Raw genomic sequence first — 21,315 nt, 5'->3', positions numbered from 1 at the left:
AACCTCTGCTATCGGCTGATAACCGGTTATTCACCTTGCAGGGTTGCAACAACGCATCTTGATCCTCCAAAATTTCGGTGCTCACCCAGATATATTCCCTGCCAGAGCCCCAGCTTCAGATTGCCATCACAGACGGGAATCATCAGATCTACCCCCACCGTGACCGACTTGATATGTGCAGGCATATCGTCGCTTCCCTCCAGTGTATGCCGATAATAGGGCGCACCTTCTGGAACCGAGTGGTTAAAGTGCGCTTCCATGTCACTTCTCACGGTCGGGTCTGCATTTTCACAAATCGCCAATGACGCTGAGGTGTGTTGTATAAAAAGATGTAATAGACCCACCGATACTGAGTTAATTTCTGGCAACTGCTTTAGAACCTCATCAGTGACCAGGTGAAACCCTCTCGATTTTGGGGATAACGAAAGCGCTTTTTGAAACCACATAAAAACCTCACTTAAGATCGGTTAAACGATAAACCGCTCTTGGGTATTAGCGACAAAACGACTGATATTTTCAGCCGTAATATCAATCAGCCGCTGCCTCGCCTCACGACTAGCCCAGGCACAGTGAGGGGTTACAATCAGGTTTGGAATATCCTCTGCCAAAAGCGGGTTGCCATTCACTGGAGGCTCCTCACTCAGTACATCGGTTGCAGCCCCCGCGATGCGTCGCTCCCTGAGCGCATCTGCCAGAGCCGTTTCATCAATCAAACCACCCCGAGAGGTATTAATGAGAATAGCACCAGGTTTCATCATCTCTAACTCTCGACTGCCGATAAGACCTTGCGTTTCAGCACTCAACAGACAATGCAACGAGATCACATCGGACGTCTGTATAAGCGTTTCAAGCGAAACACGATCAACACGGCCTTTTTGTTCTGCCTTATTTTCAGTTCCCGAGTCTCGACTAGCGCCCTGCCTGGCACCGACAAGAACATTCATGCCAAACGCTTCGCCCATTTTGGCAACTCCCTGCCCCAACTCACCGTACCCGATTACACCCAGCGTTTTACCTTCCAGCTCTCGAATCGGGTGATCCATTAAGCAGAACGTTTTACTTTTTGCCCATAAACCTGACCTCACATCGGCAACGTAGTTGATCAAATTATTAGACAGCGCAAGAATTAACGAGAAAGTGTGCTGAACAACCGTTGCTCTGCCATAACCAGTGACATTAACTACTCTTATGTCATGCTTTTTTGCAGCATCCAAATCTATATTGTTCGTACCCGTTGCAGTGACGGCAATTAGTTTTAGATCAGGGGCTTGCGCAAGCTCTGCCTCCCCCAGCACGACCTTGTTAACAATAACAATTTGCTTGCCCTGAATGCGGCTGACGACCTCTTCAGGCCGCGTTCCATCGTAATATTCAATGGACTCGATGTGCTTACCTAAACCAGACAGTGATACACCCTCACCTAAGCTGGCTGCATCTAAGATCACCCCTTTCATTTAACCTCCTAACGCGATTTCTACTGTGAAGTCTATATCTCATATCAGGAACTAAACATTACCATTTCTGTCCAATATTAAAAATCTCGACTAACCTTATAATAAGAATATCTCTTTCTAAACTGGAGCCGTTACTAACAGGCCAGCACGGTTCAGCTAGGTATAGCTCAGCAAGGTTGCGGTTTTGAGAGACGTGAGAAACTAAAAACATTTATTAGAGAAAAGTACCATTGAAAGGACGTTTCATTAAAGAAAGTACAGAGGAAAGCATTGTGTAAATTGGGGTAATATTCCAGGGGGCTTTATGAGTATTTTTAACCACTTCCAGTCGCGGTACGAGTCGACACAGCAAGAAGAGTATACACTCGAAGAGTATTTAAAAGTCTGCAAAGATGACCCTTCCGCGTATGCAACGGCCGCAGAGCGTATACTGCTCGCTATCGGTGAGCCAGAGCTTGTCGATACCTCCAAAGACCCCCGTCTCAGCCGTATTTTCTCAAACAAAATAATCAAACGTTATCAGGAGTTCGATGACTTCTTCGGCATGGAAGAGTGTGTTGAACAGATGGTTTCGTTCTTCAAACACGCGGCTCAAGGCCTTGAAGAGAAGAAACAAATTCTTTACCTGCTGGGGCCAGTTGGTGGCGGTAAATCATCGCTCGCAGAAAAACTAAAGCAGCTGATGCAGAAGATCCCTTTTTATGCCATTAAAGGCTCCCCTGTTCAGGAGTCTCCATTGGCTCTGTTCGATGCTGAAGAAGATGGCCCGATTCTGGAAGATGAATACGGTATCCCCCGCCGTTATCTGAATTCCATTATGTCGCCCTGGGCCGTCAAACGCCTGCATGAATACAATGGTGATATCAGTCAGTTTCGGGTCGTAAAACTCTGGCCTTCAATTTTAGACCAGGTCGCGATATCCAAGACAGAACCCGGAGACGAAAATAACCAGGATATATCCTCTCTGGTCGGCAAAGTAAATATCAGGATGCTGGAAGAGTACCCTCAAGATGACCCGGATGCCTACAGTTTTAGTGGCGGCTTATGCCGGGCTAACCAGGGGCTGATGGAATTTGTAGAGATGTTTAAAGCGCCTATCAAGGTACTTCACCCGCTACTCACAGCGACTCAAGAAGGCAACTACAACACCACTGAGGGTATGAGCTCAGTGCCGTTTGAAGGCATTATACTGGCTCACTCGAATGAGTCTGAATGGCAGTCATTCAGAAACAACAAAAACAATGAAGCGTTTCTTGATCGAATCTATATCGTCAAAGTGCCCTACTGCCTCAGGGTCACCGAAGAGATCAAGATATACGACAAACTGTTGAAAAACAGCTCATTATCGAATGCTCATTGCGCCCCTGACACGCTGGCAATGCTGGGCCAGTTCTCGGTGCTTTCAAGACTCAATGAACCGGAGAATTCCAGCGTATTCTCCAAAATGAAAGTCTATGACGGGCAGAATATTAAAGACACCGACCCAAAGGCCAAATCTATTCAGGAATACAAAGACGCGGCGGGCGTCAACGAAGGCATGGAGGGGTTATCAACCCGCTTTGCGTTCAAGATACTCTCGAAAGTATTTAACTTTGACACCACAGAAATTGCCGCCAACCCTGTTCACCTGCTGTATGTGCTTGAGAAGCAGATTGAGCAAGAGCAATTTCCACCAGAAGTTTCAGAACGCTATCTTCGTTATATCAAAGAGTACCTGGCTCCGCACTATGTCGAGTTTATCGGGAAAGAGATTCAAACCGCGTATCTCGAATCATACTCTGAATATGGTCAGAATATTTTTGACCGCTACGTTACCTACGCCGACTTCTGGATTCAGGATCAGGAATACAGAGACCCCGAAACCGGTGAGATTCTGAATCGTGCGTCAATCAATGAAGAGCTGGAAAAAATTGAAAAACCAGCTGGCATCAGCAATCCAAAAGATTTCAGAAATGAGATTGTCAACTTTGTACTTAGAGCGAGGGCCAACAATTCAGGTAACAACCCCTCCTGGTTAAGCTATGAGAAACTGAGAACCGTGATCGAGAAAAAAATGTTCTCCAATACAGAGGATCTACTCCCCGTTATATCATTCAATGCTAAAGCGTCTAATGAAGACAAAACCAAGCATGAGGAGTTTGTCGATCGGATGATAGACAGGGGCTATACCGAGAAACAGGTTCGCCTTTTGGCAGAATGGTATCTCAGAGTACGCAAGTCACAGTAGACGCGAGCCTGGCAATATAGGCAGCGTGTCGGCGGTATATCACAGACATACAGCCAAGCCGACACATGTACTGTAGTTGGAGGTCAAAAACCGGAGGTAAACTATGGGGATAACCCATGTTATCGATCGCCGCCTTAACGGTAAAAATAAGAGCGCAGTTAACCGTGAACGCTTTCTTAAACGCTATCGTCACCATATCAAGAAGGCCGTGTCAGACGCGATTGATAAGCGCAGTATTACCGATATTGAACGGGGTGAAAGCGTCAGCATCCCCGCCAAGGATATTGCTGAGCCTGTATTCCGGCATGGCCAGGGCGGCAAGCGTGAAGCGATTCACCCCGGCAACAAAGAGTTCGTAGCAGGCGATACACTCCCCAGACCGCCTTCCGGGACGGGTGCTGGCAGTGGTTCCGGGCAGGCCAGTGACTCCGGCGAAGGCATGGATGAGTTTGTTTTCAATATCTCTCAGGAAGAGTTTTTGGACTTTATGTTCGAAGACTTGGAACTGCCCAACCTGATCAAAAAACAGCTTAAAGATACCACCTCATATAAATACGTCAGAGCGGGTTTCTCAAACAAAGGCGTACCCGCCAAGATCAATATTGTGCGCTCCTTAAGAGGTGCCTACGCTCGCCGTATTGCCCTCACAGGCAAGTCTCGCGAAGCCATTCGCAAACTCGAAAGAAAACTCGAAGAGTTAGAGTCCGCACCGGAGGTTAAAGACCCGGCGTTCAGCAACAAGGACCTAATTAAAAGTTTAAAAGATGAAATCCAACGATTGAAAGAGCGGGTCAAAAAAATCCCCTGGATAGACGAGTTTGACCTCAAGTTTAATCAACATATTAAACAACCTATTCCCACCACCAGCGCCGTTATGTTCTGCCTGATGGATGTATCCGGGTCAATGAGCCAGATGCACAAAGATATCGCCAAACGCTTTTTTATTCTTCTCTATATGTTTTTAAGGCGAAACTATCAGAAAATTGATGTGGTCTTTATACGCCACCATACCAGTGCGAAAGAAGTCGATGAGGAGGAGTTCTTCTATTCACGCGAAACCGGGGGCACCATAGTATCCAGCGCACTAAAGCTAATGAACGAAGTAATGGAGCAACGCTACCCTGCCAGCGATTGGAATATCTATGCCGCTCAAGCCTCAGACGGCGATAACTGGAACGATGACTCTCCGTTATGCGGCAAACTACTCAGTGAAAAAATACTGCCGATGGTGCAGTACTATTCGTATATCGAAATAACCCCACACGAGCATCAAATGCTGTGGCACGAATATGAAAAGCTCAGCGGTCAATTTGAAGACAGTTTTGCGATGCAACAGATTGTCGATTCCGGCGATATCTACCCCGTTTTTCGCAAACTGTTTCAGAAGAAAAATGCCTGAGGCTGAGGGAGTTTTTGTGAACGCTGAGAAAGACCAGAAACAGCGCCAATATGGAATGACCAAGGCCTTTCGACACTTAGTGTAACCATTAAACCTACAAAAGGTGTCAGTTCTATTTTCCGTTTTCAAAACAGTCATAAGCTATACTTAAGTAGTGATTGACCATGAGAGTGTGTTTATGAGCAAAAAACCGATTTCAACCGGATCAGAGTGGACTTTTGAGCTAATCGAGCAGTACGACGAGGAGATTGCCAAAATTGCTCAGGAGTTTAAGCTCGACACCTACCCCAATCAAATCGAAGTGATCAGTGCCGAACAAATGATGGATGCCTATTCGTCTGTTGGCATGCCCGTTGGTTATCACCACTGGTCTTTCGGAAAACAGTTTCTAAACACCTCTAAACGCTACAAGCGCGGCCAGATGGGGTTGGCCTATGAAATCGTGATTAACTCTAACCCCTGTATCGCTTATCTGATGGAGGAAAACACCATCACCATGCAGGCATTGGTCATTGCACATGCCGCCTATGGACACAACTCGTTTTTTAAAGGTAATTACCTGTTCAAAACCTGGACAGATGCCAGTGCGATTATCGACTATCTCCTATTTGCCAGAAACTATATATCCAAGTGCGAAGAGCGCCACGGGCTTGAAACAGTGGAGCAGTTTCTGGATTCATGCCACGCCATCATGAACCACGGCGTGGATCGCTACAAGCGTCCTCCGCCTATCTCTGCGGAAGAGGAAAAGAACAGGCAGCAAGAACGTGAGGAGTATTTGCAACAGCAGGTGAATGAACTCTGGCGAACGCTGCCAACAAAACCTGGAAAAGCCAAATCTGGCAAGCAACAACGATTCCCAAAAGAGCCTCAAGAGAACCTGCTCTATTTTATTGAAAAAAACGCCCCCTTATTAGAGCCTTGGCAACGGGAGATCGTCAGGATTGTACGCAAGATAGCTCAATATTTTTATCCACAACGGCAAACCCAAGTGATGAACGAAGGTTGGGCAACGTTCTGGCACTACACAATCCTCAATCGACTCTACGACAAAGGGCTGGTCACCGATGGGTTTATGATCGAGTTTTTGCAGTCTCACACTGCGGTTACTTATCAACCTCCGTTTGACAGCCCCTGGTATAGTGGCATCAACCCTTACACGTTGGGGTTCTCCATGTATCAGGATATTCGCCGTATCTGTGAGAACCCAACAGAAGAAGACAAACAGTGGTTCCCCGACATCGCAGGGAGTGACTGGTTAACGACCATTCACTTTGCAATGGAGAACTTCAAAGATGAAAGCTTTATTCTTCAATTCCTGTCGCCCAAAGTCATTCGCGACTTAAAGCTGTTTTCCATTATGGATGATGATATGGAGAACGAATATCACATCAAAGCGATACATGACGAAAACGGTTACCAGATTGTGAGGGAGCAACTCGCAAGGCAGTACAACCTGAGCTACAGAGAACCCAATATTCAGGTATGGAATGTTGATATTAGAGGTGACCGGTCACTTACTCTTCGGCACATCCCTGTTGACCGAGTCCCCATGGAGAGCGATACCGATGACGTGTTGAAGCATATCCACAGGCTTTGGGGGTTCGATATCCATCTGGAAAGCGTTATTTACGACAAGAAAAATGGAGATAAAGTGGTCGACGATTATCATTGTCCACCACTTGAAGACTCGCTCACGGCAGCAGAAGACAGCTAGGTTTATATTCTGTCCAGCTGCTCTTCTATTTCCATAATTTTCTGCTGAACAACTTTTTCAAGATGCCTCAGGTCGGCCAGAATCTTTGCCTTCGCATCTTGCTCCTGATGTTCGTGCTCAACAATATCATCCAGCTCCGCCATAACTTTTGTCAGCATCGGCGAAACCTCACTTATTTCTTTGTATGCGTTAGGGTCTGTCGAAGACCTGACACCCCGTGAGGAGCGAGAGAATTTAAACTTTTCGCTTCTATGGAATAACTGCCCTTTTTTCTTCTCATAGTATATTTTTAGAACATCACTCCCCCCTTCCGTGCGAACAGAGTAGCGCTCTATATGATCTATATCTTTAACACCAAGAGACTGCAAAATTGTATATTCCATAAACCGCTTATACCCTCATTTATATTTAATCGCGTAAATACGACTTAATCGCATTTTTCAACACAAAAACGCCCCCTATTCCCTTATATCTATCTATGGGAATAAAGACGCTTGCTGTAAGTGCAGGCTCAATTAACAGGCTCAAGAACGGCCTTATTCGGCGTCTGCATTGGTATTCTTGACGGCCTGCGGCTGTTTCGAGACGCCCTTATGGCTTAGCAACTCCTGAAGAACCTTCTCATCTTTTTTATGGGTATAAAGCTGATTAATGGTTCGAGTCACTTCATTCATTAGAGGATGCTCTTTTTCAAAATCGCTCATGCCAACACCTCACACACTACTAATAGCCCTTAATTGGACTAATGGCCAACACGTAAGCCACAAAGGCAACGACTACATTAAAGATGGACCTTAAGGTATGATGTTGCAAGTTTTCATAAATACAATTTTCGCTTAAATTCAGCCAGGGATATAACAATATGCGCAGTTTTTATATTGCACTACTCAGCTTGGTATTTGCATTCAGCAGCGTGGCGCAAGCCAAAGACACTAAAGACGATCTTACAGCCGCGGGCGATCACTTTATGTCTTTGTTAATGAAAGGAAAAACAAAAAACGCCTACAAAGAGATGCTGGCCACAGTAGGCGGTGATTCGGAGCGCCTGATGCAACAAGCCAGCGAGATGTCGACATTCATGACAAAAGTAAGGGAGCAGTTAGGCGAGCCAATTTCTTATGACCTTATTACAACCGGCAGCATTAAAGACCACTTTTTTAAGCAGAAGTATCTACTCAAGTTTGATAATGCCGCCATCATATGGGAGATCAACTACTATCAGCCACGCAAAGGGTGGAAGCTGGTAGACGTCGCCTACAATACCGATATAGACGCACTATTTGAAAAATAACGTCATATTAAATTGAAACCTTTGCACGACGTTATTTTCACGACTTCTTGACCTAAACCAAGGCATGCCCGACACGCGGCTGTTTAACTACAGTATCTCGGGCATCCGACCTGAAATTAATCCTCTCAGAACACAACTAACGGTTCTACTTTACAGCAAAAAAGATTAAAATTTGCTCTCTTTTGATCACCACCAAAAATAATACCTGACTATTTTACTTGGTTATTGTAAAATACCCTCAACAAAAGATACGAACAGAGCGATACAACCTAGATAACATCGCTGGCAGCCCGCTCGCCATGTGGTGTCATTAATTAACGCATACCAAGCATTATTTGAGAGAATGCGGAGAATTAAAGCATGTCAGACTCCGGTAAATCGGTTAACGAACTTATTAAGAAAGAGTACAAGCACGGCTTTGTGACTGATATAGAGTCAGAAACTTTCGCGCCTGGGCTTAATGAAGAGACCGTTCGTAAAATTTCTGCCCGCAAGAATGAGCCGGAATGGATGCTGGAGTGGCGCTTAAAAGCTTATAGAGCCTGGGCTGAAATGGATACACCTGAGTGGGCTCATGTAAATTTCCCTGCCATCGACTTTGATGACATATCCTATTACTCTGCCCCAAAGTCTCAAGAAAACGCCCCTAAAAGCCTCGACGAGGTTGACCCGGAACTGCTGCGAACCTATGAAAAGCTGGGTATTCCACTACACGAACGTGCGCGTCTGGCAGGGGTTGCGGTCGATGTTGTTTTTGATAGTGTCTCTGTTGCAACAACCTTTAAAGAACAGCTGGCTGAAGCTGGTGTTATCTTTTGCCCGATCTCCGAAGCGATTCAAGAGTACCCTGAACTGGTTAAGAAGTATCTTGGCACCGTTGTCCCTCAGCGCGACAACTTTTACGCGGCCCTAAACTCTGCGGTATTCAGTGATGGTTCCTTTGTTTACATTCCCAAGGGCGTTCGTTGCCCGTTAGAACTCTCAACCTATTTCCGAATTAACGAAGCCAATACCGGCCAGTTTGAACGCACACTGATCATTGCGGATGAAGGTAGCCACGTGAGCTATCTCGAAGGCTGCACAGCCCCAATGCGTGATGAAAACCAATTGCACGCCGCCGTTGTTGAGCTGGTGCTTCTTGATGATTCTGAAATCAAATACTCGACCGTTCAAAACTGGTATCCCGGTGACGAAGAAGGCAAAGGCGGTATTTACAACTTTGTAACCAAACGTGCCACCTGTATCGGTAAAAACTCTAAAGTATCCTGGACACAGGTTGAAACCGGCTCCGCTATCACCTGGAAATACCCAAGCTGTATTTTGCGTGGCGATAACAGCGTGGGTGAGTTTTATTCTGTTGCATTAACGAATAATTTCCAGCAAGCCGATACCGGCACCAAGATGATTCACCTGGGTAAAAACACCAAGAGCACAATTATCGCCAAGGGTATTTCGGCAGGTAAAAGCGACAGCAGCTACCGGGGGCTGGTCAAGTTTGGCCCCAACGCAGAAAATGCCCGCAACTACACTCAGTGCGACTCACTGCTCATCGGCGACAAATGCGGAGCCCACACCTTCCCTTACATCGAGAGCAAGAATAAAAGCGCCATCATCGAGCATGAGGCAACTACCTCAAAGGTCAGTGATGATCAACTCTTCCTATGCCAGCAACGAGGCATGGATGCAGAACGAGCCGTATCAATGATTGTAAACGGCTTTTGTAAAGAGGTATTCAAAGAGTTGCCGATGGAGTTCGCCGTAGAAGCCACCAAGTTACTGGAAGTCAGCCTTGAAGGCTCGGTCGGCTAACCACGACCTGGTTAAATCACGGCCCGGTTTAATCACGAACTAGCTAATACCCAGTAGAATATTTATAAAGCTGTTCATCAATACTATGAGCAACGATTCAGTGTTTGAGAGAGATAGTAATGTTAAAAATTAGCAACTTACAAGCATCAGTCGAAGGAACCCAGATACTAAAAGGGATTGACCTGGAAGTTCGCCCTGGAGAAGTTCATGCCATCATGGGGCCTAACGGATCAGGAAAAAGCACCCTGTCTCAAGTACTGGCTGGCAACGAAGCCTATGACATTACCGGCGGTGACGTCACTCTCGATGGCAAGTCGCTAATCGAAATGCCAACCGAACAGCGCGCACGAGAAGGTATTTTTCTAGCCTTTCAATACCCTGTTGAAATTCCCGGTGTCAGCAACCTGCAATTTCTCAGAACCGCAATCAACAGCATTCGTGAGTACAACGGCGAAGAAGAAATTGATGCCGTATCCTTCATGAAGCGTGCCAAAGAAAAAATCAAACAGGTTAATCTCGACCCTGCATTCTTGAAGCGTGGCGTTAATGAAGGTTTCTCTGGCGGAGAGAAAAAGCGCAACGAGATCATGCAAATGCTGATGCTTGAGCCGAAACTGGCGATACTCGATGAAACAGATTCAGGGCTTGATATCGATGCTCTGAAAGTAGTGGCCGATGGTGTTAACGCGCTGCGAGCGCCTGATAAGTCAGTCATTATGGTGACACACTATCAGCGGTTACTCGACTACATCGTACCAGACTATGTGCATGTACTCGCGAAAGGAAAGATTATTAAATCCGGCGGCAAAGAGTTAGCCCTGGAACTGGAAGAGAAAGGCTATGGCTGGCTTGGCATTGACGAACAATAGTGACGATCAAGCGTCTTAATGATCGAACGTCTTTACTGCACAGAATCGTCACTACCGAACGTAGTGGCCAACGCAAACAAGACTGCCAAGCCCTTAAGTTAACCCGATTGCCAAGCTGTGTTTAGAATTTCAGGAGTCATTGAATGAGTGCGACACTCAATTTCCCAAACGCTTTTGTTGATGCATCAAAAGCACTAAATCATGATGAAGCCCGCTCTTCAGCCCCGTGGCTGGTGGCCTTCAGGGAGAGCCAACAGCACCAGTTAGAGCAATGCGCTTTGCCTACAAGAAAAACTGAGGATTGGCGCTACTCCAGTCGACACCTGAAAATGACAGACGCAGTGGCTGCACCTTTACAGGCGATCACTGAGTTCACCCCCAACAACGATTTCGTAGACCTGGATGGGTATCTGGTTGTATTCGTAAACGGGCACTTTGATGCCAGCAAATCAAGGCTGCCTGAGAGCGATCAGTTAACCATTAAACCATTTTCAGCACTATCAAACGAAGAAGCTGAACAGGTTATTGCCAGCTCTATTCCTTCTGGCGACGACACTGCTGACGCGCCCGGTACACTTGCTTCAGGTACACAGTTTCCATTTGCTGCAATCAATGCATCCTACTTGTCAGACGGGGTTTATATCTCCGTCTCAAAAAATGCAAAAATTGATAAACCAATACAAGTGCACTTCTACTCTGAAGGCCACGGAACCAATGCAGCCCGAGTGTTTTTTGTCGCAGAGCAAGGTGCTGAAGCAACCTTGATTGAAGAGTTCAGTGGCAACACCGAGTCTGAGCTCCTGACGGCCGGTGTAACCGAAGTGGTACTCAACGCGCAGGCCGAACTGAACTACATCCGCTTGAACACCGAGCAAGAACAGATCTCCAATGTAAGCCTGACCAAAGTGACTCAGCACAGAGATAGCCGATTTAACAGTTACAACATAGGCCTGGGTGGAAACCTAAGACGGCACGATCTTAAAGTTAAGCTTATTGAGCCCGGTGCCGAGTGCTCGCTGGATGGTGTTTGCGTAACCCTTGAAAAACAGCACTACGACAATCACACCGAAATCGAGCATATTTCAGCTCACTGTCAAAGTGAAGAAAACTACCGTTGTATTGCGGGCGACAGCTCCCATATTGTATTTAATGGCCGCATTATGATTCATCGTGATGCGCAGAAAACCTCGGGGGCAATGAGCAACAAGAACCTTCTACTTTCATCCAATGCTGAGATTGATACCAAACCCGAGTTAGAGATTTACGCAGACGATGTCAAGTGTGCACATGGAACCACCATTGGCCAACTGGACGAAGAAGAGCTCTACTACCTTGTTACACGCGGTATTGCGCCAGACCATGCAGCGACCATGTTAACCCTTGGTTTTGTAAATGAACTGGTGCAGAAAATCCCAAATGAAGTCATCAAAGAAAAGGTTGAAGCGCGCCTCGAAAACTTGATAAAAAGCGCCTTCCAAGAGGTCTAAACAGACATGAATCAGCAGGCAGTAGATACAAGTGGCAACAGCAAAGTGATTTTCGACATCAATAATGCGCGCAACGCCTTTCCTATATTAAATCAGGATGTGAACGGCAAACCGCTTATCTATCTCGACAATGCAGCCAGTGCACAAAAACCCGATGCGGTTATACAGTCGATCAGCGACTACTACTGCCATGACAATTCGAATGTCCACCGCGGTGCGCACACTTTGGGCGATAGAGCCACTGCAGCCTTTGAAGGAGCCCGAGAAACCGTTAGAGGTTTTCTCAACGCAAAAAGTACCAAAGAGATCATCTGGACTGGCGGAACCACCGAAGCCATCAACCTTGTTGCCAATGGGCTGACTTCATCTCTTAAAGCGGGCGATGAGATTATTGTCAGCCGCATGGAACACCATGCGAATATCGTCCCATGGCAAATGCTGGCGGAACGCACTGGCGCGACACTCAAAGTTATTGAAATCAATGAGTCGGGCGAACTGTTAGAAGGCGCGTTTGATCAGCTACTGAACGAACGCACCAAAGTGGTTGCTGTCACACATGTATCCAACGTTTTGGGCACGATTAACCCAGTTAAAGAGATTATCGATAAAGCCCAGTCGGTCGGCGCAACAACGCTGATTGATGGCGCGCAGGCGGTTCCTCACTTTCTGGTTGACGTTCAAGCCTTGGACTGTGATTTTTACGTGTTTTCATCTCACAAGCTATTCGGCCCTACGGGAATTGGCGTTCTTTACGGCAAGGAAGAGAAACTAAACGCACTTCCCCCCTACCAGGGCGGAGGTGAGATGATCGAAAGAGTGACTTTCGAGAAAACAACCTATAACGAACTTCCTTATAAATTTGAGGCAGGCACCCCGCCCATCAGCGAAGCAATAGGTCTGGCCAAAGCGATTGAGTATTTCACCGCATTTGATCGCCACTCCATAGAGCTTTATGAAAACAATCTATTGAACTATGCCAACTCAATGGTCAGCAGCGTTCCAGGGATGCGTGTTATAGGCAACGCATCTAACAAGGTTCCTGTTATGTCGTTTATGATCGACGGACTTCACCCAAGTGATATTGGCACGTTGTTAGACCAGCAAGGCATTGCCATCCGCACTGGGCACCATTGCGCCATGCCGCTCATGGACTTCTATGGCTTACCGGGAACAGCAAGAGCGTCATTCGCCTTCTACAACACCCAGGCCGAAGTTGAAAAGTTTTTTGAAGGGTTGCAAAAAATCCAACGTCTTTTTGCCTAATCATAATAGGTAAAAAGCGCTTCACCAGACGTTGAGTTGAGGAATTACAATGAGCACCGAACAATATACACCTGATGTGAATATCACGATGACAGAATCTGCCATCAAGCACATCCGCAAAGAGATAGCCAAAAAGCCTGACTGCCAGGGCATCCGCCTAAGACTTGAGACCAGCGGTTGCTCAGGCTACATGTATGAGACATCACTGGTCAGTAAAGAAGAAGCGCTTGAACAGCAAGACAATGACCAGATTTTTACGCCATCAGACGACGTAAAACTATTTGTCAGCAAAAAGCACCTGCCTATATTAAATGGTACCGAGATCGACTTTGTTACTCAGGGCTTAAACTCCGTGCTCCATTTCAATAACCCTAACGCCACAGCCGAATGCGGTTGTGGCGAAAGCTTTACCGTAGTCTGAGGTTTCGATCTGATGGAAAGAGAGGTTGTATTAACCAAACGCGATTGTGAAGCGAGATTAGTGCCGGCTGGCACCGAGATCATGATCCCTAAAGATACCTTTGTAACGATCACACAAGCGTTAGGTGGTACGTTCAGCGTCGCGGTGAACGGTAATCTCGCCCGAATTGAAGGGAAGGATGCCGATGCGCTGGGCAAAGAGATCAAGTTTGAGAACTTCGAAACCCCGGCAGATGGCACTATCAACGAAAACCAGGTATGGGAAGCATTAAGACAGTGTTTCGACCCTGAAATCCCAGTCAATGTGGTAGATTTGGGTCTGATCTATAACTGTTCGGTTGAAAATAAAACCGACAAAGGCAATGTCATCAAAATTGACATGACGCTTACCTCCGCTGGATGCGGCATGGGGCCAGTGATCGTCGAAGACGTAAGATCAAAGGTTCAGCAGGTTCCTAATGTTGATCATGTCATCGTGGATTTGGTTTTTGATCCACCCTGGAGCAATGATATGCTAACCGATGAGGCAAAGCTCGAACTAGGCATGCTCTAGAAAGCGGCCCGTCATCCCTGATTCCGCTTCGCTGCATCAAGGCTACAAAAACAGCGATAAGCGCATCGTAGCCGTGATGAAAGGAGGCACGACTGGAATCAAGGAAATGGTCACAATTGAACACAAAAACCCTGATTCCGCTTCGCTGCATCAAGGCTACAAAAACAGCGATAAGCGCATCGTAGCCGTGATGAAAGGAGGCACGACTGGAATCAAGGAAATGGTCACAATTGAACACAAAAACCCTGATTCCGCTTCGCTGCATCAAGGCTACAAAAACAGCGATAAGCGCATCGTAGCCGTGATGAAAGGAGGCACGACTGGAATCAAGGAAATGGTCACAATTGAACACAAAAACCCTGATTCCGCTTCGCTGCATCAAGGCTACAAAAACAGCGATAAGCGCACCGTAGCCGTGATGAAAGGAGGCACGACTGGAATCAAGGAAAGCCGCTGGCAGTACGATAAACCTGGAACAGATTAAACAGATTGGACGATTAGATGACCACGAACACACACGCTCAATTTACTCAGAATGATTTTGGTGGCCCAATCAATACTGATGAAATACTCGATACGTTTGAGTTTTTAGATGATTGGGAAGAACGGTATGCCTATATTATTGATCTGGGCAAAAAGCTTCCTGAGTTTCCTGAAAGTGAAAAAATCGAAGAGAACTATGTTCATGGCTGCCAAAGCCAGGTTTGGCTCATTCATTATCTCGATGAGAAAAGCGGCAAGTTATACCTTCTGATCGAAAGCGATGCGCTGATAGTCAGAGGCTTGGCTGCCGTTGTTTTAGCCGCCATGAATGCCAAAACACCCGCCGAACTACTTGCCGTTGATATAGAAGGACTATTTGAGAAAATGGATCTTATTCGACATGTTAGCCCTACCCGCGGTAACGGGTTGCGTTCAATGGTAAAAAAAGTTCAGCGTATTGCTGAGCAGATGGTATAAGCCATACATTAAGTCGCTGATAGAAGCGCTAAACTAATTCATCCAACCCTTCCCATAAAGGCCACAATTACAGCCCTGTAAACGTAGCCTTGATGCAGCGAAGAGGCTGTGAAAGTATTAACAAGCAAGAGATTCTTTGACTTCAAAACGAACTCGAAGCGAATCTGGCGTCATTACAACGGCCTTTATAATTATTGTCTGTAGAAACAGGTAATACTTATAGGCCTTTAAATATAGCTCTGGGCTCCTTCTATTAAGGCGAAACAGAGCTTTATTTTTTATCTCCTCAAGGAGCCTGTCGAACCCCAACACATTAAGTGCACGTGTGAGATTATAACATAACGCCATTAAACTAAACTCAGCCGCTACCTTCTCTTGGCCTCTTAGCAGGAAGTGGCTCCAACCTGCTCTAGATTTCATCGTGCCAAATGGGTGCTCAACGAGTGTACTTCGCTCGCGCATTTTTCCTTTGCTTACCTTCATTCGTTCTTGATGAGCTGTGAGCAGGTCTGCATTCTCACTTCGCCACACGACTCGGCAAGGTATTTTCTCCCCAAGACAGCTTGCTTTTTGGGGGCAGCTTTTACAGACTGTTTCTGATGCACTGAAGCGATGAAATACTTGTCCGTTCTGTGTGCGGGGCGACCCTCGTTGGTTTAATGACTCTCCTGCAGGGCACACATAATGATTTTTCCTCGCATCATATATGAACTGGTCTTTTGTGTACCTTCCCTTTTTCCCTTTACCCCCCGTTTTAGGCTTGGGAACATAAGGTGTTATCTTATCTTTTACACACTTAGCAATATGCGCCCCGCTGTAATAGCCCGCATCAGCAAGCACTTCTAACTCATCTGAATTCAGTATTTTCTTTGCTTTTAGCGACATTGGGTGCAATTGTTTAAGGTCGTTTGGCTCCGTTGTGACTTCTTCGCAAACGATCAAGTGATGCTTGTTATCTACTGCTATCTGTACGCTGTAGCCGGATACCTTTTGAGTTCCTTTGTTCAGTAAACGGGCATCTTTGTCTGTACTGCTCTCTTGTGTTTTTTTAGATTTTTCTAACCTTTTTAATTCGCTCTCTTTATCTTGTTTTTCTTTTTTCCAGTCTTCGAGTTGCTGAAGCACTTTTTCCAGTTCAATATCACTGGGCTTGTTTTCTTCTTCCTTTTCCTGCGCATCTTGCTGATCTAGCTCGTTCTGCCATTGCTCGATATGCGCCTCTAGCTTTTTGAGCTTCTTCTTGAGACCTGTGGTGGTCGTAAAGCTCTTGCGGCTCGCGCTTCCTTTAAAGAAACTGCCGTCAATAGCAATGCACTGGCCTCCAAACAACGAAAGTTTCTTGCAGAATAAAATAAACTCTTTATGAGTCTCCCGAATCGCACGCCGGTTTTGGCTGCGAAAATTAGCGATCGTCTTATAGCTTGGCTTAAGCCCTTGAACTAACCACATCACCTCTATATTACGGTGGCACTCTTGTTCCAACCGACGACTCGACTTAATGCGGTTTAGATATCCGTAGAGGTAAAGCTTGAGTAACGCACCGGGAGGGTAGGCAGGCTGCCCGCTATTAACCTTGTTTTCTAAGGTATGTTGATAGCCGAGCTTTCCTAAGTCTAAACATTCAACATAGGCATCAAGGGCTCTGATGGGATGCCTCTCATGCACGTAGTCATCCATATGGCTCGGAAACAAATCCCCTTGATCGCGGGAGTGTGTTTTCTTGTATTGTCTTCCCATTTTCTTATATCTTCGAAGTCGTTAGGCGACGATATTATACAGCGGGGAGCCTATGGATACTTTCACAGCCTCGAAGCGGAATCAGGGTTTATTTGTCACTTCTGAGCTCCGCAGCACGGTCAGCTACATCCCTTGATTCCAGTCGTACCTCCTTTCATCACGGCTACCAGATACCCAGTATTTAATGCCGTTCTCATCGCGTTGCCCCCTCTCATCGCGCTGCACGGAGCCCAACGAAACCAAGATTTTCATTCAGGCAAGTCGCCTACCAGGCAATCAACAAATCATCCGGCTGAATATTCAGCCTTCCACTATCAACAGAGATCGTTCCCGTTGAAAATGATGGGTGCACCTGAGACACCGTTAAAGCGGCTTTGGCATTCGTCAACTCAGTACCCGCCAGCAAATCAGCATCATAAAAGCGATAGGTTCTATAAACCGCCAATTGATCGCCCGGCCGTATTCCTGCGGCGGCCCCTGAAGCAAAGTGCACTGTTTTACCGTCAGTCCGGGTAATTCTAGCCATGAATGGCTGGCAACGCATCGCGCCGTTCACTTCCTGGGCAGCCCCCTCAAGCAACTCCGCAACCCCCTTGCCATAAGGCGTCTTAAAAAATGAAGCCGATGCAAATCCAGTTGACTCATTGGGGTCTGCATTCCATACATCCGTTAGCCTGTAGCTTTTCTGAAATACAATTGAACCGCTAAAACCATCGTGAATAAAAACGTCCACGACAAACCGCCTATTTCGATCGGCCATCCGCCAAAAACGCTTCGTCGCACTCCATACTGAATTTCCAAACGCAGTCTCATCAGCAACCGACAAATCTCTTACAATGCCAGAGACAATAAACTGAACCCCCATCTGCTGGGCATATTGCACAACTTTAGTTAACGTGCGCTGGCTGGTTTCGGTCGTTGGCGCATTGATCGGTTCATCATACAACTGGTATTGGCTAGACTCGTGAACCACCAGGTTGTCACGCTCATGCAACCGCTCTTTCAAATAACTTGGGAGCTTGCGGTCAATATCATTCAAAGCACCTAAAATAGCCTGCCGCGGATATTGAACAGAAAACCCCAAGACAGCAACCTCTTTTTTATAACCGTTAGCAGCTCCACTCGGACAGACGCTCTCCGAAACAACATCAGCAGAAACAGTAACAACCACCTTTTTCTCAGTTACTTTTTCTTCAATAATATTAGCCCGTTTTATTCTTGCTGCGGAACTAACACCGACCGAATCACTTTGCAAAACTCCATTAGTTACTGCCGTATTACTGTTGACCGTAGCCCCTACAAGTAATGACGCTTCGCGGAGCGCATTTTTATAGGCGCTGAGCTTTGCTGTCTCAACATCATTGTTAAGTATCTCCGCATCGGCTGTAACGGTTACCCACTCGGCACTTGCTGTGCCGGCACCTAGAACCAAGGCCAGAAAAAATACTAACATGCCCTCTAGTTTCATCACTCTGCCCCTCCAACCTCAGCTCGCAGCCCGCTGTTTAGTGTAGATAAAACAAACCACCACCATGATCGGCAGAGTCTGTAACAGGCCGTTTCTCAGTCATGCTATGATCTGCTGAACCCACCAACATAGAACAAACATTATTATACGATGGTCCATTTGCAAGACATCTGCGCAAACCGGGTGATATCACCATTTCTACAATGGTTTCATACCCTCCCCCCTTCAGGCGATTCACCGAAATTACTTTTGCCCCTCTAATATTTGAGTCAACAATTGTTCTTAATTGGTCATTTTCCATAACAATGTCCTGAACCTTTGATGAGCCAAATACTTGTGTACCATAAACCCTTTCAGCCAATGCCCTATAGGCATCCAATTTAGATGCTCGCATTGCCATTAACAACTTTCTTTCAGAGGCTGCTTTCCGTGTTGTATCCAACGCACCATATCCAGTAACTCTTATCACTATTGGCTGCAAGCTTTCCTGTTTCGGCGCTGGAGTTTGAGCCGTCATAGATGGCTGAACGGCGAGTTGGGGCACAGCGTTAGCACCGCAAGTATTGCAATCATCATAGTCGTGGTACCCGCCCCACCAATAATGGGAGCACCCGCTTAAAAGAATAGATATCGTTACTACTATAATTTTTCTTGTCATGCCAAACTCCTGATAGACACAGTAATATTTCTTTCATCATGAAAAATACATGCCAAACCTAATTAACAAACGATTAATGCCAGCAAAATTACTTATTATCCGGTATATATTGCCAAAGATATTCGATACAAAAGCGGCAATTAAGAGATTTCTTGTTAGCTTTAACAACATCGCCCCTTTAATATCGGGGCAATATTATTGGTCAATACATAAAGGAGTTAGTACGGCTGGGGAACAAGTCTAATAGGCTGAACAGCAACAGGAATCTGCATTTGTTGATTGCAGCACCCGCAGGCTGACGAACGGTGGCTATGATGATGAGCACATCCCGAAACAATCAAAGTTATAGTCCCTAACGCAAGAATTTTAATCATTTTTTTCATATACGATCCTTTTGTTTATTGTCTCTTTCACAGCACTTATCGGCCCGCTTAGCGATTCCTTTAATCAGTTTATTAATTTTTATACGGCAAACCCCATCCTCAGAACAAGGGAACTTTATTGCCGCTCAGTGAGCTTATCAATCATCTAAGATTCGCTACAAACAAACACATTTTGCTGCTTCAAAATACGCAATATTCTCCTAGACTGAAACTAATGTCATCAGTACTCAGCCTGCAACGGCCAGTACGTTGTCGCTGTTAATCCACATATCTTATTGTGAATAAACCTGAAGGATCTAATCATCATGAAGCAAAAACTCCTGGCTCTTTCTATTGGCGTTATTGTTGCTGGCAGTCAGACTGCTGTTGCTGCACCAAACCCATTTCAAGACGCACGATCATTTGCGATGGGTGGAACCGGTGTGGCCTCATCTAGCCCTGCCAGTGCCAGCTTTCACAACCCCGCATTACTGGCCATCAAACACGAAGAGAAACACGATGGGTTTGGCCTTATACTCCCCTCAGCGAATGCAAAGTTCGCCGATGATGAAGACGTTGTTGACCAAATTGATGACATTCAGAACGAAATTGACACATTTAACTCAGCAGTAAATCGTAACGACCAGGCAGCCGTTCAGGCATCTGCCGCAAGGTTGAGCAGTCAGTTCTCAAAGCTCGATAACGACACCGCAAGAGTAGACGTAGGAGTCGGTGCCGCACTGGTGATTCCCAACAAAGCACTTGCCGTTAGTGTATTTCTTGATGGCACGGTAAAAGGCACCGTAAGAGGTGATATCAGTGATAGTGATATCGCCTATCTCGATGCCGTAGCAGCAGGTGCACCTCCAGCAGAAATAGACGAAACCACGTTGACATCAGAAGCCACCGCTATCGTTGGCGGTATTAGTGAATTCGGTGTTAGTTTTGCGACAGCACTGGATCATAATGGCAATACTCTTACCCTGGGGGTTTCGCCAAAATACGTCTCTCTCGTTACTTACGAATATACCGCCAACGTTGCATCGTTCGATGATGACGACTTTGATTCAGACGAGCACGAAACAGACGACAGCACATTCAATATGGATCTAGGGGTCGCATACCAGTTTGGTGACAGCGGCCAGTGGATTACAGGGCTTTCAATTCGAAACGTAATACCTACAGATCTTAAAACAAAATCCGGTATTAGCATGGATGTAGACCCGCAAGCCACCGTGGGTGTGGCATACACTCGAGACATATTCACACTGACCGCCGACCTGGATTTAACGGAGAACAAAGCATTTGGCTTTGAAGATGATAATCAGTTCATCTCTGTTGGCGGCGAGTTTGACCTGTTAGACATTGCACAGTTCAGAGTCGGTGCGAGGCATAACTTCGGCAGCAGCAACGATAGCGAAGGGGTTGAGGAAGACAGCCAGTTTACCGCAGGTTTGGGGTTTTCGCCCTTCGGCGTCCATATCGAACTCTCAGGTTTGGTCAGCAGCACCGAGTACGGGGCGGCGGCTGAGCTTGGATTCACCTTTTAGTTAACGGTATACCTTCCACCCCAAGGTGTGTGGCAGTCAGCCCACACCTTTTCTACTACCTTGAATGCTGATCCCCCCTAAGATGGTTTAG

At 46.3% G+C, this 21,315-nt stretch carries 21 protein-coding genes; 13 read left to right on the top strand and 8 right to left on the bottom strand.

Annotated features, from left to right (window positions below):
- Positions 1–26: 26 nt before the first annotated feature.
- Together MY523_RS01260 and MY523_RS01255 are read right to left on the bottom strand one after the other, a co-directional pair.
- Positions 27–446, bottom strand: coding sequence for a secondary thiamine-phosphate synthase enzyme YjbQ (locus MY523_RS01260; protein ID WP_250656997.1), 420 nt, complete (start codon positions 444–446; stop codon positions 27–29).
- Between the two features lie 21 nt (positions 447–467).
- Positions 468–1,454 carry a D-2-hydroxyacid dehydrogenase gene (locus MY523_RS01255; protein WP_250656996.1) on the bottom strand — a complete coding sequence of 329 codons (987 nt, stop codon included), beginning with the start codon at positions 1,452–1,454 and terminating at the stop codon, positions 468–470.
- A gap of 304 nt (positions 1,455–1,758) precedes the next feature.
- Here MY523_RS01255 and MY523_RS01250 point away from each other — a divergent pair, with 304 nt between their 5' ends.
- From MY523_RS01250 to MY523_RS01240, 3 genes are all read left to right on the top strand, one after another.
- Positions 1,759–3,681, top strand: coding sequence for a PrkA family serine protein kinase (locus MY523_RS01250; RefSeq protein ID WP_250656995.1), 1,923 nt, complete (start codon positions 1,759–1,761; stop codon positions 3,679–3,681).
- A 103-nt stretch (positions 3,682–3,784) separates the two neighbouring features.
- Entirely contained in the window at positions 3,785–5,080 is a 1,296-nt protein-coding gene (locus MY523_RS01245) for a YeaH/YhbH family protein (RefSeq protein ID WP_250656994.1), read from the top strand.
- A 178-nt stretch (positions 5,081–5,258) separates the two neighbouring features.
- Positions 5,259–6,797, top strand: a complete 1,539-nt coding sequence (locus tag MY523_RS01240) for a SpoVR family protein (protein WP_250656993.1) — start codon at positions 5,259–5,261, stop codon at positions 6,795–6,797.
- A gap of 2 nt (positions 6,798–6,799) precedes the next feature.
- Here MY523_RS01240 and MY523_RS01235 read toward each other — a convergent pair whose 3' ends face one another.
- Complete coding sequence (locus MY523_RS01235) at positions 6,800–7,180, bottom strand: DUF3461 family protein (protein ID WP_250656992.1); 381 nt, start codon at positions 7,178–7,180, stop codon at positions 6,800–6,802.
- Between the two features lie 153 nt (positions 7,181–7,333).
- Entirely contained in the window at positions 7,334–7,501 is a 168-nt protein-coding gene (locus tag MY523_RS01230) for a hypothetical protein (RefSeq protein ID WP_250656991.1), read from the bottom strand.
- A gap of 158 nt (positions 7,502–7,659) precedes the next feature.
- Between MY523_RS01230 and MY523_RS01225 the strand changes: the two genes are divergently transcribed.
- From MY523_RS01225 to MY523_RS01185, 9 genes are all read left to right on the top strand, one after another.
- Entirely contained in the window at positions 7,660–8,088 is a 429-nt protein-coding gene (locus MY523_RS01225; RefSeq protein ID WP_250656990.1) for a hypothetical protein, read from the top strand.
- Positions 8,089–8,448: 360 nt separating this feature from the next.
- Positions 8,449–9,897, top strand: a complete 1,449-nt coding sequence (gene sufB / locus MY523_RS01220) for a Fe-S cluster assembly protein SufB (RefSeq protein ID WP_250656989.1) — start codon at positions 8,449–8,451, stop codon at positions 9,895–9,897.
- Positions 9,898–10,016: 119 nt separating this feature from the next.
- On the top strand, positions 10,017–10,766 hold the full coding sequence (gene sufC / locus MY523_RS01215; RefSeq protein WP_250656988.1) for a Fe-S cluster assembly ATPase SufC: 750 nt from the start codon (positions 10,017–10,019) through the stop codon (positions 10,764–10,766).
- Between the two features lie 143 nt (positions 10,767–10,909).
- On the top strand, positions 10,910–12,253 hold the full coding sequence (gene sufD, locus MY523_RS01210; protein ID WP_250656987.1) for a Fe-S cluster assembly protein SufD: 1,344 nt from the start codon (positions 10,910–10,912) through the stop codon (positions 12,251–12,253).
- Between the two features lie 45 nt (positions 12,254–12,298).
- Positions 12,299–13,516, top strand: coding sequence for an aminotransferase class V-fold PLP-dependent enzyme (locus MY523_RS01205; protein WP_370301509.1), 1,218 nt, complete (start codon positions 12,299–12,301; stop codon positions 13,514–13,516).
- A gap of 49 nt (positions 13,517–13,565) precedes the next feature.
- On the top strand, positions 13,566–13,937 hold the full coding sequence (locus MY523_RS01200) for a HesB/IscA family protein (protein WP_250656985.1): 372 nt from the start codon (positions 13,566–13,568) through the stop codon (positions 13,935–13,937).
- A gap of 12 nt (positions 13,938–13,949) precedes the next feature.
- A complete protein-coding gene (sufT, locus tag MY523_RS01195; RefSeq protein ID WP_250656984.1) occupies positions 13,950–14,489 on the top strand; it encodes a putative Fe-S cluster assembly protein SufT in 540 nt (179 codons plus the stop codon).
- A gap of 106 nt (positions 14,490–14,595) precedes the next feature.
- Complete coding sequence (locus MY523_RS01190) at positions 14,596–14,973, top strand: hypothetical protein (RefSeq protein ID WP_250656983.1); 378 nt, start codon at positions 14,596–14,598, stop codon at positions 14,971–14,973.
- Positions 14,974–14,990: 17 nt separating this feature from the next.
- Complete coding sequence (locus tag MY523_RS01185; RefSeq protein ID WP_250656982.1) at positions 14,991–15,449, top strand: SufE family protein; 459 nt, start codon at positions 14,991–14,993, stop codon at positions 15,447–15,449.
- Positions 15,450–15,566: 117 nt separating this feature from the next.
- Here the strand turns inward: MY523_RS01185 and MY523_RS01180 are convergent, their stop codons facing one another.
- The 4 genes from MY523_RS01180 to MY523_RS01170 all read right to left on the bottom strand — a co-directional run bounded on the left by MY523_RS01180 (position 15,567) and on the right by MY523_RS01170 (position 19,312).
- Positions 15,567–17,186 carry an IS1182 family transposase gene (locus MY523_RS01180; RefSeq protein ID WP_250655547.1) on the bottom strand — a complete coding sequence of 540 codons (1,620 nt, stop codon included), beginning with the start codon at positions 17,184–17,186 and terminating at the stop codon, positions 15,567–15,569.
- Positions 17,187–17,309: 123 nt separating this feature from the next.
- Positions 17,310–17,438: a hypothetical protein gene (locus MY523_RS21790; protein WP_256469595.1), complete on the bottom strand. Its 129-nt coding sequence runs from the start codon at positions 17,436–17,438 to the stop codon at positions 17,310–17,312.
- A gap of 13 nt (positions 17,439–17,451) precedes the next feature.
- Positions 17,452–18,654 carry a flagellar assembly protein T N-terminal domain-containing protein gene (locus tag MY523_RS01175; RefSeq protein ID WP_250658753.1) on the bottom strand — a complete coding sequence of 401 codons (1,203 nt, stop codon included), beginning with the start codon at positions 18,652–18,654 and terminating at the stop codon, positions 17,452–17,454.
- A 37-nt stretch (positions 18,655–18,691) separates the two neighbouring features.
- On the bottom strand, positions 18,692–19,312 hold the full coding sequence (locus MY523_RS01170) for an LPP20 family lipoprotein (protein ID WP_250656981.1): 621 nt from the start codon (positions 19,310–19,312) through the stop codon (positions 18,692–18,694).
- A gap of 688 nt (positions 19,313–20,000) precedes the next feature.
- Here MY523_RS01170 and MY523_RS01165 point away from each other — a divergent pair.
- Complete coding sequence (locus tag MY523_RS01165; RefSeq protein ID WP_250656980.1) at positions 20,001–21,224, top strand: conjugal transfer protein TraF; 1,224 nt, start codon at positions 20,001–20,003, stop codon at positions 21,222–21,224.
- Positions 21,225–21,315: the final 91 nt, after the last annotated feature.

This window comes from Alkalimarinus coralli (assembly GCF_023650515.1).
Classification (GTDB): Bacteria; Pseudomonadota; Gammaproteobacteria; order Pseudomonadales; family Oleiphilaceae; genus Alkalimarinus; species Alkalimarinus coralli.
This window is presented reverse-complemented; position numbering and strand designations above follow the sequence as displayed.

Excerpts from the sequence above, each read along its gene's own strand:
- MY523_RS01260 (WP_250656997.1), bottom strand. The coding sequence starts at position 446 with ATGTGGTTTCAAAAAGCGCTTTCGTTATCCCCAAAATCGAGAGGGTTT.
- MY523_RS01255 (WP_250656996.1), bottom strand. The coding sequence starts at position 1,454 with ATGAAAGGGGTGATCTTAGATGCAGCCAGCTTAGGTGAGGGTGTATCA.
- MY523_RS01250 (WP_250656995.1), top strand. The coding sequence starts at position 1,759 with ATGAGTATTTTTAACCACTTCCAGTCGCGGTACGAGTCGACACAGCAA.
- MY523_RS01245 (WP_250656994.1), top strand. The coding sequence starts at position 3,785 with ATGGGGATAACCCATGTTATCGATCGCCGCCTTAACGGTAAAAATAAG.
- MY523_RS01240 (WP_250656993.1), top strand. The coding sequence starts at position 5,259 with ATGAGCAAAAAACCGATTTCAACCGGATCAGAGTGGACTTTTGAGCTA.
- MY523_RS01235 (WP_250656992.1), bottom strand. The coding sequence starts at position 7,180 with ATGGAATATACAATTTTGCAGTCTCTTGGTGTTAAAGATATAGATCAT.
- MY523_RS01230 (WP_250656991.1), bottom strand. The coding sequence starts at position 7,501 with ATGAGCGATTTTGAAAAAGAGCATCCTCTAATGAATGAAGTGACTCGA.
- MY523_RS01225 (WP_250656990.1), top strand. The coding sequence starts at position 7,660 with ATGCGCAGTTTTTATATTGCACTACTCAGCTTGGTATTTGCATTCAGC.
- sufB (WP_250656989.1), top strand. The coding sequence starts at position 8,449 with ATGTCAGACTCCGGTAAATCGGTTAACGAACTTATTAAGAAAGAGTAC.
- sufC (WP_250656988.1), top strand. The coding sequence starts at position 10,017 with ATGTTAAAAATTAGCAACTTACAAGCATCAGTCGAAGGAACCCAGATA.
- sufD (WP_250656987.1), top strand. The coding sequence starts at position 10,910 with ATGAGTGCGACACTCAATTTCCCAAACGCTTTTGTTGATGCATCAAAA.
- MY523_RS01200 (WP_250656985.1), top strand. The coding sequence starts at position 13,566 with ATGAGCACCGAACAATATACACCTGATGTGAATATCACGATGACAGAA.
- sufT (WP_250656984.1), top strand. The coding sequence starts at position 13,950 with ATGGAAAGAGAGGTTGTATTAACCAAACGCGATTGTGAAGCGAGATTA.
- MY523_RS01190 (WP_250656983.1), top strand. The coding sequence starts at position 14,596 with ATGGTCACAATTGAACACAAAAACCCTGATTCCGCTTCGCTGCATCAA.
- MY523_RS01185 (WP_250656982.1), top strand. The coding sequence starts at position 14,991 with ATGACCACGAACACACACGCTCAATTTACTCAGAATGATTTTGGTGGC.
- MY523_RS01180 (WP_250655547.1), bottom strand. The coding sequence starts at position 17,186 with ATGGGAAGACAATACAAGAAAACACACTCCCGCGATCAAGGGGATTTG.
- MY523_RS21790 (WP_256469595.1), bottom strand. The coding sequence starts at position 17,438 with ATGAAAATCTTGGTTTCGTTGGGCTCCGTGCAGCGCGATGAGAGGGGG.
- MY523_RS01175 (WP_250658753.1), bottom strand. The coding sequence starts at position 18,654 with ATGAAACTAGAGGGCATGTTAGTATTTTTTCTGGCCTTGGTTCTAGGT.
- MY523_RS01170 (WP_250656981.1), bottom strand. The coding sequence starts at position 19,312 with ATGACAAGAAAAATTATAGTAGTAACGATATCTATTCTTTTAAGCGGG.
- MY523_RS01165 (WP_250656980.1), top strand. The coding sequence starts at position 20,001 with ATGAAGCAAAAACTCCTGGCTCTTTCTATTGGCGTTATTGTTGCTGGC.